The organism is Sorangium sp. So ce117 (assembly GCF_051524395.1).
GTDB classification, from domain to species: Bacteria; Myxococcota_A; Polyangia; order Polyangiales; family Polyangiaceae; genus Sorangium; species Sorangium cellulosum_B.
Genome location: NZ_CP150309.1, coordinates 11,475,079 through 11,491,567, shown reverse-complemented (window position 1 = coordinate 11,491,567; position 16,489 = coordinate 11,475,079). Strand labels below are relative to the sequence as shown.

The 16,489-nt window shown below is 73.2% G+C and carries 11 protein-coding genes; 4 read left to right on the top strand and 7 right to left on the bottom strand.

All coding sequences use genetic code 11. The features are described from left to right. Positions 1-94 precede the first annotated feature (94 nt). Positions 95-1,507, bottom strand: coding sequence for a sensor histidine kinase (locus tag WMF46_RS43170; protein ID WP_437982545.1), 1,413 nt, complete (start codon positions 1,505-1,507; stop codon positions 95-97). A 152-nt stretch (positions 1,508-1,659) separates the two neighbouring features. Between WMF46_RS43170 and WMF46_RS43165 the strand changes: the two genes are divergently transcribed. Genes WMF46_RS43165 through WMF46_RS43155 form a run of 3 tightly spaced genes read left to right on the top strand, consistent with a single transcriptional unit; the run spans position 1,660 to position 5,482 of the window. Beyond that, positions 1,660-3,852, top strand: a complete 2,193-nt coding sequence (locus tag WMF46_RS43165) for a MopE-related protein (RefSeq protein ID WP_437982544.1) — start codon at positions 1,660-1,662, stop codon at positions 3,850-3,852. A gap of 47 nt (positions 3,853-3,899) precedes the next feature. Continuing rightward, positions 3,900-4,832, top strand: coding sequence for an ABC transporter permease (locus WMF46_RS43160; RefSeq protein ID WP_437982543.1), 933 nt, complete (start codon positions 3,900-3,902; stop codon positions 4,830-4,832). After that, positions 4,829-5,482 carry a hypothetical protein gene (locus tag WMF46_RS43155; RefSeq protein WP_437546680.1) on the top strand — a complete coding sequence of 218 codons (654 nt, stop codon included), beginning with the start codon at positions 4,829-4,831 and terminating at the stop codon, positions 5,480-5,482. Before WMF46_RS43160 ends, WMF46_RS43155 begins: the two co-directional genes overlap by 4 nt. Positions 5,483-5,610: 128 nt before the next feature. Here the strand turns inward: WMF46_RS43155 and WMF46_RS43150 are convergent, their stop codons facing one another. Next, a complete protein-coding gene (locus WMF46_RS43150) occupies positions 5,611-6,270 on the bottom strand; it encodes a nucleotidyl transferase AbiEii/AbiGii toxin family protein (protein ID WP_437982542.1) in 660 nt (219 codons plus the stop codon). Further along, a complete protein-coding gene (locus WMF46_RS43145) occupies positions 6,267-6,545 on the bottom strand; it encodes a hypothetical protein (protein ID WP_437982541.1) in 279 nt (92 codons plus the stop codon). The genes WMF46_RS43150 and WMF46_RS43145 overlap by 4 nt, the downstream gene beginning before the upstream one ends. Before the next feature lie 354 nt (positions 6,546-6,899). On the opposite strand from WMF46_RS43145, the gene WMF46_RS43140 reads away from it, so the two are divergent. Further along, positions 6,900-7,784: a zinc metalloprotease HtpX gene (locus WMF46_RS43140; RefSeq protein ID WP_437982540.1), complete on the top strand. Its 885-nt coding sequence runs from the start codon at positions 6,900-6,902 to the stop codon at positions 7,782-7,784. Positions 7,785-7,803: 19 nt separating this feature from the next. Here WMF46_RS43140 and WMF46_RS43135 read toward each other — a convergent pair whose 3' ends face one another. From WMF46_RS43135 to WMF46_RS43120, 4 genes are all read right to left on the bottom strand, one after another. Next, positions 7,804-10,923, bottom strand: coding sequence for a hypothetical protein (locus WMF46_RS43135; RefSeq protein ID WP_437982539.1), 3,120 nt, complete (start codon positions 10,921-10,923; stop codon positions 7,804-7,806). A gap of 253 nt (positions 10,924-11,176) precedes the next feature. Beyond that, positions 11,177-11,482 carry an ester cyclase gene (locus WMF46_RS43130; protein WP_437982538.1) on the bottom strand — a complete coding sequence of 102 codons (306 nt, stop codon included), beginning with the start codon at positions 11,480-11,482 and terminating at the stop codon, positions 11,177-11,179. Positions 11,483-11,640: 158 nt separating this feature from the next. After that, the gene (gene glyS / locus WMF46_RS43125; RefSeq protein ID WP_437982537.1) at positions 11,641-13,740 is read right to left on the bottom strand and encodes a glycine--tRNA ligase subunit beta; all 2,100 of its coding nucleotides are present in this window, start codon (positions 13,738-13,740) and stop codon (positions 11,641-11,643) included. A 183-nt stretch (positions 13,741-13,923) separates the two neighbouring features. Further along, on the bottom strand, positions 13,924-16,431 hold the full coding sequence (locus WMF46_RS43120) for a hypothetical protein (protein ID WP_437982536.1): 2,508 nt from the start codon (positions 16,429-16,431) through the stop codon (positions 13,924-13,926). Positions 16,432-16,489: the final 58 nt, after the last annotated feature.

Below are 16,489 nucleotides of genomic sequence, written 5' to 3'. Positions count from 1 at the left end.
TTCATGCCTTTTTGCGCCTTGGCGTCTTTGCGCCTTTGCGTTGGATCTCTCCGCTCGCGAGGCAGAGCGCTGGCGGGATTTCTGCCACGCGGCGCTACCCCGATCGCGGGATCGTGAGCCGCACCCGCGTCTCGCCCCGCGGACCGTCCTCGATGGCAATACCGTAGTTCGTGTGCGCGGCGATCGCGTGCGCCGCGATGAGCGGCAGCGCCGGCGGGCGGCCCTGCGCGACGGCCTCGAAGTCGCGGCTCAGCACGACGCTCCGCGCGGCGGCCGGGAGGGGCGGACCGGCGTCGTCGAAGGTGACCTCGACCCCGCTCGGGCCCTCGGAGAGGGAGACGAGCACCTCGCTGCCCGGCGGCGACGCGCTGATGGCGTGATCGAGCAGCGCGTGCAGCAGCACCGTCAGCGCGCCCTGCGGCACCACCTCCTGCGTGGTCTCCGGCGCCTCCACCACCACGCGCACGTCGTGGCGGGCCGCGCGCGCGAGATCGTCCTTCACGACGTCGCGCAGCACGTCGGCGACGTCGCAGTGGCGCGGGAACTCGTGGAGCGGACACGCACCCAACCTGGCGAGATCACTGACGATTTCTGACGCCGCCGTCACGTGGCGCCCCACCGACGAGGCCGTCTCGCCCGCGTCGCCGCCGTGGGTCCGGAGCGGCGCGATGTCGCGGCCGATCGCCGACAGGATGCCGCGCAGCTGCGTGCCGAGCACGCGCACCGCGGCGACGAGCACCGCGAGGCTGTCGCCGCTCGGCGGCAGGTGCGACACCGGCTCGCTGCCGCCGAGCCGCGAGATGACGCCGGACAGCGATCCGCGCTCGCGCTCGCCCTCGGCCCGCGAGAAGACCGCGGCGAGCTCGCGCGCGTACGCCTCGCCCTGGGCCTGCGCCGCGGCGAGCTCCTTCCTGAGGCTCTCGACCTCGAGGCGCTGGAGATCGACCTCGGCGGGCAGCGTCAGCGTCTGCATCTGGCCGTCGAGCTCGAGCCGGCCGCCGTAGCGCAGCGCCATGCGCGACAGCCACACCCGCTCGGTCTCGAAGTTCACGGGCGTCTCCGGGCCGAGGTTGACCCGGACGCTGACCTCGGCGCCGACGCGATGGATGCTCACCTCGGGCGCCCCGGTCAGGCTCGTGGGATCGCCGCCTTGCGCGATGAGCACCTGGAGCATCCGCCGGAGCTCGGTCTCGTCGCCGAACACGGTGGTGCCTTCGCCCATCTCGATCTGCACCCGCGCCTCGGGCGCGACCTCCCAGAGGAGCGCCGTCAGGTCGACGCGGCCGCGCCGCCCGCGCGGCAGGGGGCGGCCGTGGAGCGAGGCGAGCATGCTCACCGCCTCGTCGAGCCGGTTGAGCGTGCTCTCGACGCCGCCCGAGGCGTCGTCCGGCGATGGCGTCGGCGGCGGCGCGCTCTCGGTCGCGATCATCCCCACGCCCTGGCGGAGCTTCTGAGCGGCGCTCCGCGCCTCCTGCGCCAGCAGCCACGTCAGCTCGGGTCGGGTCAATCTGTCGCTGGTCACCCTGTTTTTCCCTCTATCCGCGACGCTCTGCGGAATCGCGCGCCATGATGCCAGACGTGGCGGTGCCCTGCTACGCTCATTGCCGCTCACCTCGTTCGATGCGGACTCACACTTCCTCCTTCTTGCCGCCTTCCTCCTTGACGCGTCTCGCTCTCCTCTGCGGAGCGGTCGCCGCGGCGGCGCTCTCCGGCGCCGCCTGCGCCTCGAGCGCCCCGAGCCCCTTCCCGTCGGCCGGCGGAGCGGGCGGCGAGGGCGGTGAGGGCGGCGCCGGCGGCGAGCAGGCTCCAGCGGACCCGACGCTGGGCGGCCCGTGCGTCGACGACGATCAGTGCGAGGACGGATTTCCCTGCACCTTCGATGCGTGCGACACCGCCCTCGGGCGGTGCCGTTTCACGCCGGACGACAGCGCCTGCCAGAACGACGTCTACTGCGACGGCGTCGAGCGCTGCAACCCGCGGCTCGGCTGCGTGCCCGGCGCGCCGGTCGCGTGCGACGATCAGAGCACCTGCACGATCGACGCGTGCGACGAGGCGACAAAGACGTGCTCGAGCGCGCCGCGCGACGCCGATCTCGACGGCGATCCCGACGAGCACTGCGGCGGGGGCGACTGCGACGACGCCGATCCCACGGTGTCATCGGCGCAGCCCGAGGTCTGCGGCAACGATCGGGACGACGACTGCAACGGGCGCGCCGACGAGGGCGGCTGTGTGTCTCCGGAGCACGACACGTGCCTGGACGCGCTGGAGATCTCCGCGCCGGGCTCGTACGCGATGACGACGGCGGGCGCGGGCTTCCACTACGCGAGCTCGTGCGGCCTGCCTCGCCCTGCGAGCACGCACGACGTCGTGGCCGCGGTGATCTTCCCGCCGGGGCCGCCTGTCGACGTGGAGGTGACCGTGCGGACGGAGGCCCCCGACGAGGAGACGGAGGCCACCGACGTCGCCGTGACGCTCGCCGGCCAGTGCGGCGACGCCGCGACCGAGATCGCGTGCGGGGGGCCCCACGAGACGGCGGACGGCGGCAAGCTCGCGAAGCTCCGGGCCCGCGGCCTCGGCGATCCGGAGCGGGCGACGGCGCTGCCGCTCTACGTGACGACGAAGGTGGGCGCGCCGGTCATCGTCGACGTGGCGTTCCTGCCGCCGGCGCCGGCGCCGGAGAACGAGACGTGCGGCACGGCGGCGCCCCTCTCGCCGGGGGCGCCGGCGCTGGCGACGATCCTCGACGCCGCGCTGGATCTCGGGACCGCGTGCGAGACCGGGCTCGGGGAGCTCGTGTACACGTTCGAGCTCGCCGAGCCCCAGGACGTCGACCTCTACGCGATCTCGACCGACGGCGACGGCGATCCCTCGCTCTCGCTGCGGAGCGCCGCGTGCGCGCTGCCGGAGGACGAGCTCGCCTGCCAGACGGCGGCGGCGCCGCACCTCTTCCGGCGCGCGCTGCCCGCGGGGGTGTACGTCGTGGCGGTCTCCGCGACGGCGCCGACCTCGGTGCTCGTCACGCTGGAGCTCTCGCCGCCGACCGAGCCGCCGCCGGACGAGGCGTGCGAAGGGGCGGCCGAGCTCGCGCCGAACCGGACGGTCTCCGTGTCGCTGCTCGGCCACCAGGACGACGTGGATCTCGGCTGCGGCCCGCCGGCCGTCGACGCCGTGTACGCGCTCGAGCTGCCGGTCGCGTCCGACGTGCTGCTCGTCGAGAAGCTGTCGGCCGGCGACACCGGCGCGATCGCCCTGTCCGCGCCGGCGTGCGGCGGCGAGGGCGATCGGCTCGCGTGCGCCGAGGGCGAGGTCACGCCGCTCCGGAGCGCGCGGCGCAACGTCGCGCCGGGGTCGTACCGGGTCTTGGCCGAGGCGCAGCGCGGCCAGCCCGTGAGCGTGACGGCGTTCGTCCGGCCGGCGGTGCCGCCCACGCTGGTGCCCTTCTCCGACGCGTGCGAGGGGGCGCTGGAGATCCCGGAGAGCGGCGGCTTCTTCCAGGGCAACACGGCCAACGCCGCCGCGGACTTCGACGCCGGCTGCGACCGCGCCGGCACGGAGGAGGGCGGCGCCCGGGACCAGCTCCTCCGGCTCACGCTCACCGCGCGCAGGCGGGTCGTGCTCGACATGGCCGGCTCGAGCTACGACACGCTGCTCTCGGTCCGCCGCGGCCCGGGCTGCCCCGGCGTCGAAATGCCGCTTTCCTGCACGATCGGTACGGATCCCCAGCGGAGCTTCCTCGATCTCGTGCTCGATCCTGGCGTCTATCACCTCCAGATCGACGGCCACGCGCTCGCGCACGGCCTCTGGTTCCTGGACGTGCGGGTCGTCGACCCCGGGGACGGCGCCGGCCCCTGACCCGCGGCCCTTTCAAGCTCCCCCCGTCCCTTGCTAACGTCGCCCCGATGTTCGGCCGCATCTCTGCGATCGCCCTCAACACCTACCGGGAGTCGCTTCGGGCGCGCATCCTCATCGGCCTCGCGGGCGTCGCCTTCGCGGTCGCGTTCTACTCGATCATCGTCGGCGCCTACACGCTCCGCAACGGGGCGCGGGTCGTCAGCGATCTCGGCGTCGCGTCGATCTCGCTCTTCAGCATCGCGGTCGCGGTCATCATCGGCGCGACGTCGCTGTACCGCGAGCTCGAGCAGAAGACGATCTTCCCGATCCTGGCCCGCCCGGTGCGCCGCGGCGAGTACCTCGTCGGCAAGTACCTCGGCACGTTGCTCACGCTCGGGGTGTTCATCCTGGCCGACGCCGGGCTCGTGCTGCAGATCAGCGCCGTGCTGGCCGGCCGCTCGCTGGCCCTCGTGGCGGGCGCCGGGGCCGCCTCGCTCGCGGCGCTCGGGCTCGTGGCGTGGCGCTCGCCGATGGCGCGCACGTACGGGTTCATCCCCTGGGCGGCGGTCTTCCTCGTGCTCGGCGCGCTCTTCGCGGACGGCGCGCCGACGGAGCGGCGCGTCGTGCTCGCGGGCAGCGCGCTCGCGTTCCTCGAGGTCGGCATCGTGGCCGCGGTGGCGACGCTGTTCTCGTCGTTCTCGACGCCGTTCCTGTCGTCGCTGCTCACGCTCGGCGTCTTCCTCATCGGGCGCAACGCCGACTCGCTCGCCCGGCTGCCGGTGAAGTACTTCGGCCCCCAGATCAGCGCCGCGGCGCGCGCCTTCTCCAAGGTGGTCCCGAACCTTCAGATCTACGTGCCGCCGCGCCCGTTGCTCGCGGGCGAGGTCGCTGACGCGAACCTGCTCGTGTACCTGGGCTGGGCGGCGATCACGTGCGCCGGGTGGGCGCTGGTTCTCCTGTCGGTGGCGGCGTTCGTCTTCAAGAGACGCGACTTTCTGTGAGGCTCTCGGTCGTGCTCGGCGTGCTGCGCGGCCTCGCGGTCGCCGGCTTCCTCGTCGGCGCGGCGTCGCTGCGGGTGGTGGCCGCGGGCGAGCGGGAGATCGCGGAGAGCACGGACGCCCTGCGCGCCGGCGACGCGCACGCGGCGGCGCTCCACGCGCGGCGGGCGGCGGGCTGGTACGCCCCCGGGGCGCCGCACGTCCGCGTGGCGTACGAGCGGCTGATCGCGCTCGCGACGGCCGCGGAGGGCCTCGGTCGGGCCGACACGGCGCTCTTCGCGTGGCGCGCGGTGCGCACGGCCGCCCTGGAGACGCGGTGGCTCACGACGCCGCACGCGGAGGATCTCGAGCTGGCCAACGCGGCCATCGCCCGCCTCTCGGCGGCCGCGCCGCGCCCGCCGGGCACGCGGACCGAGCCTGCCGCGACGGTCGAGCGGCAGCACCTCGCGGCGCTCGCGCGCGACGACGCGCCGCGGGTCGGCTGGGTGGTCGCCCTCGTCGGGGCGTTCGCGGCGTGGGTCGCGGGCGCCGTCTGGGTGGTGCGGCGCGGGGTCACCGTGACGGGGCAGTGGGTGTGGCCGAAGGCGGCGCCGGGGCTCGCGGTGTGCGCGGCGGGCGTCGCGGTGTGGCTCCTGGCGATCTGGCAGGCGTGAGGCGCGCCGGCGGGCAGGTGGAAGGCGCGCGGACGCTCATGCACCGCTCCTCGCCCAGCTCACGTCCCTCCTCCGTGCGTTGTTTGAAGTCGCTGCGGCGTAATGGCTCGGCTGCGGAACAAGCACCCTCAATCAATCCGTTCAGACAGCTTGGGCAGCGGCAACACTTCGACATCGCTTGTCGCGTGCTCTACGAGCAGCCCCTTCACGGCTTCCGGCAAGCTCGCGAGATCCCCGCCTTCGAAATAGGCGAGCGTCTTCCGCGCGATCAGCGGGTTGAACGCGGGGCCGAAGAGCGAGCGCGCTGACCCCAGGACTCGCTCGATCGCGACACCGGCGCTGATGAGCGCTGCGATGTCGAGATAGTCCTTGGACTCGACGCGCTGGAGCAGCGCCTTCACCTTGGTTCCCGCCAGGTCCAGCATGGACGCCACTCGGATGATGCCATCTTCCGTCAGCGTCGGCTCCCCCACGCGTCCGAACCTTATCTCGCCGAAGAGCGACACCTTCACGCTCCCGCCTGGACACCGCACGAGCACCGTCCTCGCGTTGGCTTCCTCCTGTAATGCGTCGCTGTCACGTAGCCATGGGATCTCGCGCTCGAGCACGCGATGGTCTAGCGGATCGTGCGCGAAGAAATCAAAGTCGATCGATTCACGATGCCCGAGGCGCAACGCCAAGGCCGTACCGCCATAGAGAACGAAGCGCTTGGGGATGTGAGCGAGCTCTGGCCAGAGGGCTCGCTGGGCGGGAGGAAGGATGTCGAGTCGCGGCAGAAGGTGCGTCACGGCAGCGGTCGCTCGGGCAGGGGCGGCGGACGTCGGCCAAAGAAGAGATGCCAGAAGTTCCAGGATTTCGGATCCATCACGCCCGGAGGCGCGTGCTCCAGCGCGTCCAGCAACGCCGGATCGCCCATCGCGCGCCGCACGGTCGTCACGTCTTCCTCCGTTCCGAGGGCCATCACCTGGCAGAGGAAGTGATGCCGGCGAGCGAGGGTGACCTCAGGGGGCTGCCACCACACGTACCTGGCTGCAATCTCGCGGAGCGCGGCCTCGGTGCTCACGAGGAAATTCTACACACTTCCAGGCGCATGGGCCACCGATCGCGCCGCTCCGGCCCCCAGGAGCACCTTGCGGCGCTCGCGCGTGACGACGCGCCGCGGCGGGAGTCACGGTGCAGCTGCTGGCAATCGGGCAGGCCAAGGCGCGCTGCGAGAGCATCCCCCCGCAGGGGTGAAATGGGTCGCTGGGGCGAAATGGGTCGGGTCAGCTGGGACAGCGAATCCACAAGAGGGAATCCAGCGAACCCGCCACCTGCTGATCGAGGGGCGCACGGTATTGCAATGAGACGCGCGCGACACATCGATCTCGGGGGAGCGGCTCTTGCAGCGCTCCGTTCCGAGGAGCGAACGAAGTTCATGAAGAATCAGATCAAGACGATCCTGTTGCTCGGTGTCATGTCGGCAATCCTGGTGTCCATCGGCGGGGCGCTGGGGCCCGGGTACCTCGTCTTGTTCGGCGTGCTCGCGCTCGCGATGAACCTGGGTGCGTATTTCATGTCCGACCGCATCGTGCTCGCGGTGCACCGGGCCGCCGAGGTCTCGCCCTTCGAGGCCCCGGGGCTGCACCGGATGGTGGAGGAGCTCTCGAGTCGGGCGGGGATCCCGAAGCCCCGCGTCTATGTCATCCCGGACGCGCAGCCGAACGCCTTCGCCACGGGGCGGAACCCGGAGCACGGCGTCGTGGCGGTGACCGAGGGCATCATGCAGCTCCTGAGCGAGCGTGAGCTGCGCGGCGTGCTGGCGCACGAGATCGCGCACATCAAGAACCGCGATATCCTGGTATCGACGATCGCGGCGGCGTTCGCCTCGGGCATCACGTGGGTGGCTCATGCCGTGAGCTTCGCCGGGATATTCGGCGGATCGTCGGACGACGAGGACGGCGCGAGCCCGCTCGGCGGGCTGGCCCTCGCGATCGTGGCGCCGATCGCGGCGACCCTCGTGCAGCTCGGCATCTCGCGGTCGCGCGAGTACATGGCGGACGAGCTCGGCGCCAGGCTGTCCGGGGACCCGGAGGCGCTCGCCAGCGCCCTGTCCAAGCTGGAGCACGGCGTGGCGCTCGTGCCCCCCGAGGCGGCGCGCCCGGCGACGGCCAGCCTCTTCATCGTCAACCCGCTCGCCGGGGCTGGCTCGGTGCTGAAGTGGTTCTCGACGCACCCGACGACCGAGGAGCGCGTGAGCCGGCTGCTCTCGATGGCGTCGAGCGGCCGGACGGCGCGGGGCTTTTCGAGCGTGATGGCCTGACGGCGGGCAGCGGCCGCCTTCACTCCACAGATTGCGGATCCTCGTCGTCGTCGCTGTCGCCGTCCTCGTCGTCGCTGTCGCTGTCGCCGTCCTCGTCCTGCTCGGGGGGCTTCGGCGCGAGCGCCACGCGCGGGTAGCGCTCGCCAGAGGTGTCACGGCGCCCGGCCTCCCAGGCGTCCTCGAGGTTGACGAGCTCATACCAGCCAAGGCGATTCACGGCCTCGAAGAAGAACTTGCCGTCTGCGCTCGGCTCGAAGCTGAGCGGCTCCGGCTCGAGCTCGGCGAGCGTGCGGACGCCATCGTCGTAGACGCCCCAGACCCGGATAGGCATGCCTTCGGAGGCCTCCAGCACGGCCACGCGGCCCCCCGCGGCGCTCTCCACGACGCGCAGATCCAGGTCGCCGCGCGCCTCCAGCCTGGAGGCGCCGCCGCTGACCGAGAAGATCCAGGTCTCCGACGAGGTGCCCACGATCACCCGCCCGGAGGCGAGCGCCTCGAGCGTGTAGATCTCGTCCTCGCTCTCCTCCTTGCTGAAGTCGTGCACGAGGATCGGCTTGCCGTGCGGGAGGTCCACCCACCAGAGCTTGGCGTCGCCGTCGGTCGCCACGAGCGCGGCGCTCCGATCCGCGTTCACGAGGCCCGTCGACGAGGGGGAGCTCGCCTTCACCGCGGTCTCGATGAGCTCCCCATCCTTCAGCACGGCGAAGACGAAGGAGCGCCGGGCTTCCTTCTTCCACCCGATGTACACGTCGGCGGGGCGGTAGCGCTCGAGCTCCCGCGCGCCCGCTCCGAAACGCGCGCGCACGTCCTTCGGGACGTCCTCCTCGTCCTCCGGCAGCGGGCGCTGCTTGCCCAGGTAGCGCACGCCGACGCGGCCCGGGGCGGGCTCGATGGCGTACTCCTCGGGCGCCTTCCTCGGGCCTGACTCCGGCGCCTCGTCGTCGTCATCGTCCTCCTCGGACGGCGTGTACACGGCGAGCTCGGGGAACGCGTCGGGGTTCGTGGCCAGCCGCTCGACCAGCGCGTCGAGGCCGAGCAGCTCGTAGGTGTCGCCGATGTGATCCATGAAGGCCTGGCCCTCGGCGATCCGGACGTCGCCCACCGAGGCCTTCACGCGGCCCACGCGGCGCAGCTTGCTCCCGTCGAAGCCGACGAGGGTCAGCCCGTCCTCGGAGTCCTCGCCCTCGTAGCTCTTGACGAGGAGCAGCCGGCCGCCGAGGGCGGGGGTCAGGCCGTAACCGCTCACGCCCCAGCGCTGCTCGAGCACGGCGCCCTCTCCCTCGCGGCGGTAGACGTCGAGGGACTCGTCCGCGGCGAGGATGACGCGGCCCTCCGGGCCGTAGGCGATCTCGGAGATCGACGCCTCGTGCTCGAAGAGGCGGCGCAGCTTGCCGTCCGCGAAGGAGAGCTCGGCGACGAGCTTGTAGTCGAAGCCGTACAGCACCGCGCCGCCGTCCTCCCGCGCCGCGATGTAGCCGTGGGGGCTGGGCAGCGCCTCGCCCTCGGCGCGCTTGAGCTCTCCGCCCTCGATCCAGGCGGCCGTCGCCGGCTTGCGCCGGAGCTTCGCGATGCCGTAAACGCGTTCGCCGGGCGCGACCGAGACACAGGAGCTCGACCCGAACAGATCGCGCTCCGCGCGCTCGATCTCGCGCTCGGGTGGCACCTCGCGCGACCTCCGCCGCTCCAGGCGGAGCGCGCCCTCCAGCACCTCTGGCCGGGAGTCCTCGTCCTCGTCGCCCTCGCTGGACGCGCTCTCGTCCTCGTCTCCGTCCTCGTCCTCGTCGCCGGGTTCGCTCTTCCTCAGCTCGGGGAAGGCGTCCGGCTGCGCGGCGAAGCGCGCTGCGAGCTCCTCCAGGCCGAGCAGCGCGTAGTACTCGCTGCCGTCCTCCACGATGACGCGGGCGCCGTCGATCACGATGTCGCCGATCGAGATGCGCACGCGGGCCAGCCGGCGCATCGTGGAGCCGTCGTAGCCGAGGAGGGTGACGCCGTCCGCGCTCTCGTCCTCGTCGTCGAAGCACTTCACGAGGAGCAGGCGTCCGCCGAACACCGACTGCATCCCGTAGCCGTCGAGGTCCCAGCGCCCCTCAAGCGCGACGTCCGAACCCTCCCGCCGGTAGGCGTCGATCGAGCCCGCGAGCACGAGCACCCGGCCCTCCGGGCCGTAGGCGACGTCGGAGAAGGGCTCGTCGTGCTTGAAGAGGCGCCGCACGGAGCCCTCCGCGAACACGACCTCCCATACGGCCTCCGAATCCTCCCCGATCAGCGCCGCGCCGCCGTCGTCGCGCGCGGCGACGTGAGCGCCGGTCGTGGTGGCAAGCGGATCGCCCTGAGCGGTGCGGAGCTCGCCGTGCTCGATCCACGCGGCGACAGGCGGCTTTCGCTTCGGCTTGGCGACGCCGAAGACGAGGCCGTTCGGCGCAATCTGCACCTCGCCGCTCCGCCCGAAGAGCTTCCGTTGCTCGTCGGGAGGCTCGGGCGCCTTGTACCCCGGCACGCGCTCCAGCCGGAGCCCACCGGAGATGACCCTGGGCTTGTCGTCGTCGTCGCTGGCTTCCGCCTCGTCCGTCTCGTCCGCGTCGCGGTCGTCGCCCGCCGTGCTCGCCGATGAGCGCTCCTCCTCGGGGGGCGCGGCGCGCGCCGCGGCGCGTGCGGCTTCGACCGCCGGATCCACCGCGCATGCAGCCTCGAAGCGCCTGCCACCGCCGAAGCGGGGCAGCTCGACGGGCCACCTCGGGCCCGTCGGGGGCTCGGGTCGTTGCTCGGCGGACCAGGCGTCCCAGTCGCTGTCGCTCTCGATCGCCTCGGCCAGGGAGGCCACCTCGATCGGGTGCGCGCCGTGCACCGCGGTGAGGGCCTGCTGGACCGCGCGCGCCATGTCGGCGACGCACGCCTTGCTCCACCCCGCCGGCCGCACCCGCACGAGCGCCCAGCGATCGGCCCACTGGAAGGGCTCGCAGTGCTCCACCGCGCGCGCGTCGAGCGCCCGCTCCCACGCCTCGCCGGCGGCGCGCCGCGCGGCCGCGTCCGGGGGCGCCACGAAGCAGAGCTCATAGGAGAACAGGTCCCCTTCGAGGTCGAACCAGTCGCTCGGCGCTGCCCCGAAGAACGCAAACGGATAGGGCTGAGATCCCGGCATGGGGGCGAACGGTACCGCAGCTCCTGGCGAGCGTGCAGGTCCAGACGCCCGACGGCCTGGCGAGGCGCCAGATGCGCTGCTCATCGTCCACAGTGGGCTTATCGGTTCCGCGAAGCGACGTACATGGACGTCGCTTCACGGCGCTTTCGGAGTCGCCGTTTCTTGATCCATCGAGGTGGCCCGGCTGGAATCCTGTTCAACTCGACAGCAGCGCTGGCCAGGCGAAGACGGACGTCAGACGCGGCCAGCCTGCTTACGTCGGAGCCTGGGTTGCCCCCGGTTCGAACCGCGCGCCGAGCTGCAGGAGCCGGCCGAGATCATCGGCATTCCGCCAGGTCTCGACGATCTTCCCGTCGACGATGTGGTGAATGAACATCGCCGTGAACGTCTGCTGCCGTCCGTGGCTCGGGATGCCGAGGAAGCTCGCTTGTGCGCACGTGTTCTTCGCGCGCACGACCACCTTGTCCCCTTCGGCGATCACCTCCTCGATCGACCATTGTTCCCTCACGAGATCGAGAAACCGTCGCGCGATCGATTTGTTCTCCTCGATTGAAGACATCGCTACACACCCTCCTCGTCATGCGGAGAGCGCATCGTCGCTCGGCTCGCCCGCAAAGCCAGCTCGACGAGAGCCGCCGGCCGAGGCGCCCGCGGGAACGCCACTCTGAGCTGAAAAGGTGGCGTCGGGCGCGCCGCCGAGCCGCCGCGCCCGCCCCGCTACGACGCCGCGCGCGGCGCCTCGCCGAGGAGCTCCAGCCTGGCCAGGCTCCCGCAGGTCTCCGACAGGGCGCGCATCAGCCGCAGGCGGTTGTCCCGCACGGCCGCGTCGTCGGTCATCACGAACACGTCGATGAAGTACTGGTGCAAGAGCGGGGCGAAGTCCGCCACCGCCCTGAACGCGGTGTCGTACGAGCCGCTCCGGACGTCCGACGCGATCTGGTCGCGCAGCTTGAGGTACCCCGCGAAGAGCGCCGTCTCGCTCGGGTGCACGTCCTGTCCGAACGGCGCCACCGGCTCGCCGGCAGGCGCCTTGTCGGCGATGTTCGTGGCCCGCTTGAAGACCTCGCCTACCCGCGCGCGGACCTCCGGGCTCAGCGCGTCGATCGCGCGCACGCGGGCCCTGAGATCGAGCGGGCGATCCGCGGCGACGCGCAGGCACGCGAGGACCGCGTCCTGCGGGAGCCGGTCGGAGAGCAGGCCCCGCAGCCGCTCGGAGAAGAACTCGCCGAGGCGGGTCGCGAGCTCCTCGCGCGCGACGTTGAGCTCCACCCCGGCGTAGCCGTCGTAGGCGGCGCCGAACGCGGCGCCGAGGCGCAGATCGAGATCGCGATCCAGGAGCGTGCGCAGCACGCCGAGGCACGCGCGGCGCAGCCCGTACGGGTCGGCGGTGCTCGTGGGGACGAGCCCGATAGCGAAGCAGCCGACCAGCGTGTCGAGCCGATCGGCCATCGCGACCAGCGCGCCGGCGTTCGTCGGCGCCGTGGCGTCCGCGGCGCCCTTGGGCAGGTAGTGATCGCGGATGACGTCGGCCACCTCCGGGCTGACCCCCTGGGCGAGCGCGTACGCCCGCCCCATCTCGCCCTGGAGCTCGGGGAACTCGCCCACCATCAGCGCGACGAGATCGCACTTCGCGAGGTGCGCCCCCGAGGCCGCCGCCACCAGCGTCTGCTCGGGCAGCATCAGGAGCAGGCCGAGCTCGCGGGCGAGCCGCTCGACGCGCTCGGCCTTCGCCAGCACGCTGCCGAGCCGCTTCTGGAACACGATCCCGCCGAGCTTCTCGCGGCGGTTCGCGAGCGGGATCTTGACGTCCTCCCGGTAGAAGAACTGCGCGTCCGACAGGCGCGAGCGCATCGTGTTGTCGTTGCCGCGCTTGATCTTCTCGGGCGCCTCCGCGGTGTTCACGACCGCCAGGTACCTCGGGAGCAGCGCCCCCGTCCTCGCGTCGCGGACGCCGAAGTAGCGCTGGTGGCCGCGCGCGACCTCGAGGATCACCCGCTCCGGCAGCTCGAGGAACCGCTCCTCGAAGCTGCCGACGATGACGTGCGGCTCCTCCACCAGGGAGAGGTTCTCGCCGATCAGGAAGTCGTCCTCGATCAGCACGCCGCCCGCGTCCCGCGCCGCGGCGAGCAGGCGCTCGCGCATGAGCTTCGCGCGCGCCTCGGGGTCGACGAGCACGTGCGCCGCGCGCATCGCCTCGACGTAGTCCTTCGCGGCGCCGATCGCGATCTCGCCCGACCCGAGGAAGCGGTGGCCGCGGCTCGTGCGCCCGCTGCGGATGCCGGCGATCTCGACGGGGATGACCTCGCCGCCGGAGAGCGCGACCAGCCACTGGATGGGGCGGCCGAACGCGAAATCTCCCTGCCCCCAGCGCATCGACTTGCGGAAGGGGATGGCCGCGACGAGCGACGCCAGGACCTCCGGGAGGAGCTCGGCCGCGGGCTTGCCGGCCTCGCGGCGGGTGCCCGCGAGGTACTCGCCCTTCGGCCCCTCGACGCGGCGCAGGTCCGCGACGGTACAGCCGAGCTTCTGCGCGAACGCCTCGGCCGCCTTCGTCGGCGCGCCGTCCTTGAAGGCCGCCTTGACCGGCGGGCCGGTGACCTCCTCCTCGAGGTCCGGCTGGCGCGCTGCGACCCCGGAGACGAGCAGCGCGAGCCGACGCGGGGTGCCGAGCGCGCGCACTGCGCCGTGGCGGAGCCTGAGCTCCGCGAGGCGCTTCGTTGCGAGATCCGGGAGCGCGCGGAGCGCGGCCTCGACAAACGACGAGGGGAGCTCCTCGACGCCGATTTCGAGCAGGAGATCGCTCGCTTCGTTGGACATGGGACCGCGGACGCTACCCCAGAACCGCTCGTTCGGCGAGGTGGTCGAGCGATCGATCCGCGCTGATCACGCCCGTTCACCCCCGTCCACGCCGGCCGCGCCGTCCGCGTCGCTCGCCACGTCACGCCGTGGCACGGCGCGCACCACGGGCGCGCGCCACGCGCGACGTGACGTTCGGGCGGCTCAGCGCGCCTGTGCCGCGCTCCGGAGCGCGCGCGAGAGCACCTTCTTGAAGGCGCTGGCCTCGCCTCCGTTCGGCTTGTTCTTGCGCCCGTAACGGGTCGCCGCGCCGACCCGGGCGACGCACTGGGCTGCGCGCATGTACCGCCGCGCCGCCTTCGCGACAGCCCGATCGCCCGGAGCAGACGCTGACGCGACGGCCGCGCCGAGTTCGTTCAGGGCCTCGTCGAGCGGCGTGCAGCCCTCGGGCGTGGGGGGCAGCTGGAGGGCGGGCGGGGCGTGGCAGCAGCGGGCGCGCAGGGTCGCGAGGGTCGCCATGTCGTGCCAGCCGAGCACAGCCCATTCTTTCGTGGCGTCCGAGACGCCCTTGGGCCCAGCTGCCTGGGCGAGCTGGCTCTTGAGCGCCGAGACGCCCTTCATCGGGTCGGTCTCAGCGCAGGCGAACGACAGCTGGCCCGCGATGGCGGCGTCGACGCTCTTGCCGGGAAAGAGAGGCATCGCGCACGCGGCGAAGTCCGCCGTGGCCGCAGGGTCCGGCGCTGTGCTTGCGGTGCCTGCGTCTGCCGGCGCCGCGGTGCCTGCCTGTTCCGCGCCCGCGTCACCGAGCGCCGGCGCGCTCGGCTCTACGGGCGCGGCGCATGCGGCGGGCGCAGCGTCCGCGGACGGCGGCGCCGGGAGGAACGGCGGCGCGGCGTCACGGTGGCGAAGCCAGAACCAGGCTGCCCCCGCGGCGCCCGCGATGGCCACGACCCCCAGCGCGAGCGTGACCCACCGGCGCGCCGCGGACGGCGTCTCGCGGCTCGCTCCGGGCGCCGGCGCCGGTGCGCGAAGCGGCGGCGCGCCGAGCCCGGACGCGCCGCCGCGCACGGCGACGCCGCCGGGCGCCATCGGGAACGGGTGCGACGGCCGATGCGGGTCGTCTTCGCCCAGCCAGGGGAGATCGACGGCCGGGACGTGGGGAGTCGGCGCGCCGAGCCCGGGTGTTCCGAGGCGCGCGGCGACGCTGCCGGGCGCCATCGGGAAGGGGTGCGACGGCTCGTGCGTGTCGTCTTCGCCCAGCCAGGGGAGATCGACGGTCGGGACGTGGGGAGTCGGCGCGCCGAGCCCGGGTGTTCCGAGGCGCGCGGCGACGCTGCCGGGCGCCATCGGGAAGGGGTGCGACGGCTCGCGCGTGTCGTCTTCGCCCAGCCAGGGGAGATCGTCGATCGTTCGCGGGCTCGCTGGGGCATCCGCGTCGAAGAGGGGCACCGCGGTGGGCGAGAAGGGCGGTTGCGCCGTTGCTGCGGGCGCGACGGGCAGCTGCGCTGTCGCTGCGGGCGCGACGGGCGGATGCGCTATCGCTGCGGGCGCGACGGGCAGCTGCGCTATCGCTGCGGGCGCGATGGGCGGTCGTGCGGTCGCTGCGGGCGCGACGGGCGGCAGCGCCGTCGCTGCGGGCACGACGGGCGGCAGCGCCGTCGCTGCGGGCACGACGGGCGGCAGCGCCGTCGCTGCGGGCGCTACGGGCGGCCGCGGCGGTGGCTGCACGTGCGCGGTCGGGGCAGCCACTGCGCCCGCGCGCGAGCGGTCCTCCGTCGCTGCGCCGGCGAGCCGCGGCGATGCGGCAGGCAACGCGGTCTGCGCCTTAGAGGCACGGTCCGGCGCCTCCGGAGGCGGGGTGGTCGGCACGCCGATCGTCGACCGGAGCCCCAGGCTCGCGAGCCCGTGGAGGGGCAACGGCGTCCGGCGGGCCGAGGCGCCCGCGAGGGGCGGCGGCTGCGAGCTCGAGTGGCCATGCGGCGGCGCGCTCTTGCGGGGCGGCTGCGAGCCGGTGCCCTCGCGCGGCGGCGCGCTCTTGCGGGGCGGCTGCGAGCCGGTGCTCTCGCGCGGCGGCGCGCTCTTGCGGGGCGGCTGCGAGCTCGACGCACCCCGCACCCCGCTGCTCGACGGGCGCGGCGCTGGAATCGTCCTCGCCGGCGCCGCGAGCGCGTGCTCATCGAGCGGCGGCAGATCCTCCAAGCCTTCGCCCGGCCGCGCGGCCTCCAGCGCGCGACGGAGCGCCGCGACCTCGGTGATCCGCTGCTCGGCGCCGCGCGCGAGCGCCTGGTCCAGCACGCGCCACAGCGCGTCGCCCGCCGCGCCGGGCGGCGTTACCCGCGGCGCGGCGCCGGCGCCTTGCTTGCGGCGGAGCTCCTGGTCGCTCTCGGCAGGGAACGGGACCGCTCCCGAGAGCGCCGTGTACAGGGTGACCGCGAGCGCCCAGGTGTCGTCCCGGCGCGACGGCCCCTCACCCGCGGCCCGCTCCGGCGAGCGGTAACCCACGAAGGCGGGCGTGGCGAGCGGGTCCGAGAGCCACCCCGTCGACGTGCACGGCTCGCCCTCCATGACCACGCACGCGGCCGACAGGCGGCCGTGCACCGTCCCGCGCGCGTGCAGGCTCTCGACGCGCTTCGCCAGGCGGACGACCCAGCCGACCGCGTCCCTGTCCGGCAACGGACCGGCGCGTGCGATCCTCGCAGCGAGCGTCTCCATACGAGCGCCGCAGCGTAGTGCGGCGAACCGCCGCTGACCACATTGTGGCTCTCTCGCG

Bases quoted from the DNA above. Each gene is read 5' to 3' on its own strand.
- glyS (WP_437982537.1), bottom strand. From the start codon at position 13,740: ATGTCCAACGAAGCGAGCGATCTCCTGCTCGAAATCGGCGTCGAGGAG.
- WMF46_RS43140 (WP_437982540.1), top strand. From the start codon at position 6,900: ATGAAGAATCAGATCAAGACGATCCTGTTGCTCGGTGTCATGTCGGCA.
- WMF46_RS43130 (WP_437982538.1), bottom strand. From the start codon at position 11,482: ATGTCTTCAATCGAGGAGAACAAATCGATCGCGCGACGGTTTCTCGAT.
- WMF46_RS43120 (WP_437982536.1), bottom strand. From the start codon at position 16,431: ATGGAGACGCTCGCTGCGAGGATCGCACGCGCCGGTCCGTTGCCGGAC.
- WMF46_RS43135 (WP_437982539.1), bottom strand. From the start codon at position 10,923: ATGCCGGGATCTCAGCCCTATCCGTTTGCGTTCTTCGGGGCAGCGCCG.
- WMF46_RS43160 (WP_437982543.1), top strand. From the start codon at position 3,900: ATGTTCGGCCGCATCTCTGCGATCGCCCTCAACACCTACCGGGAGTCG.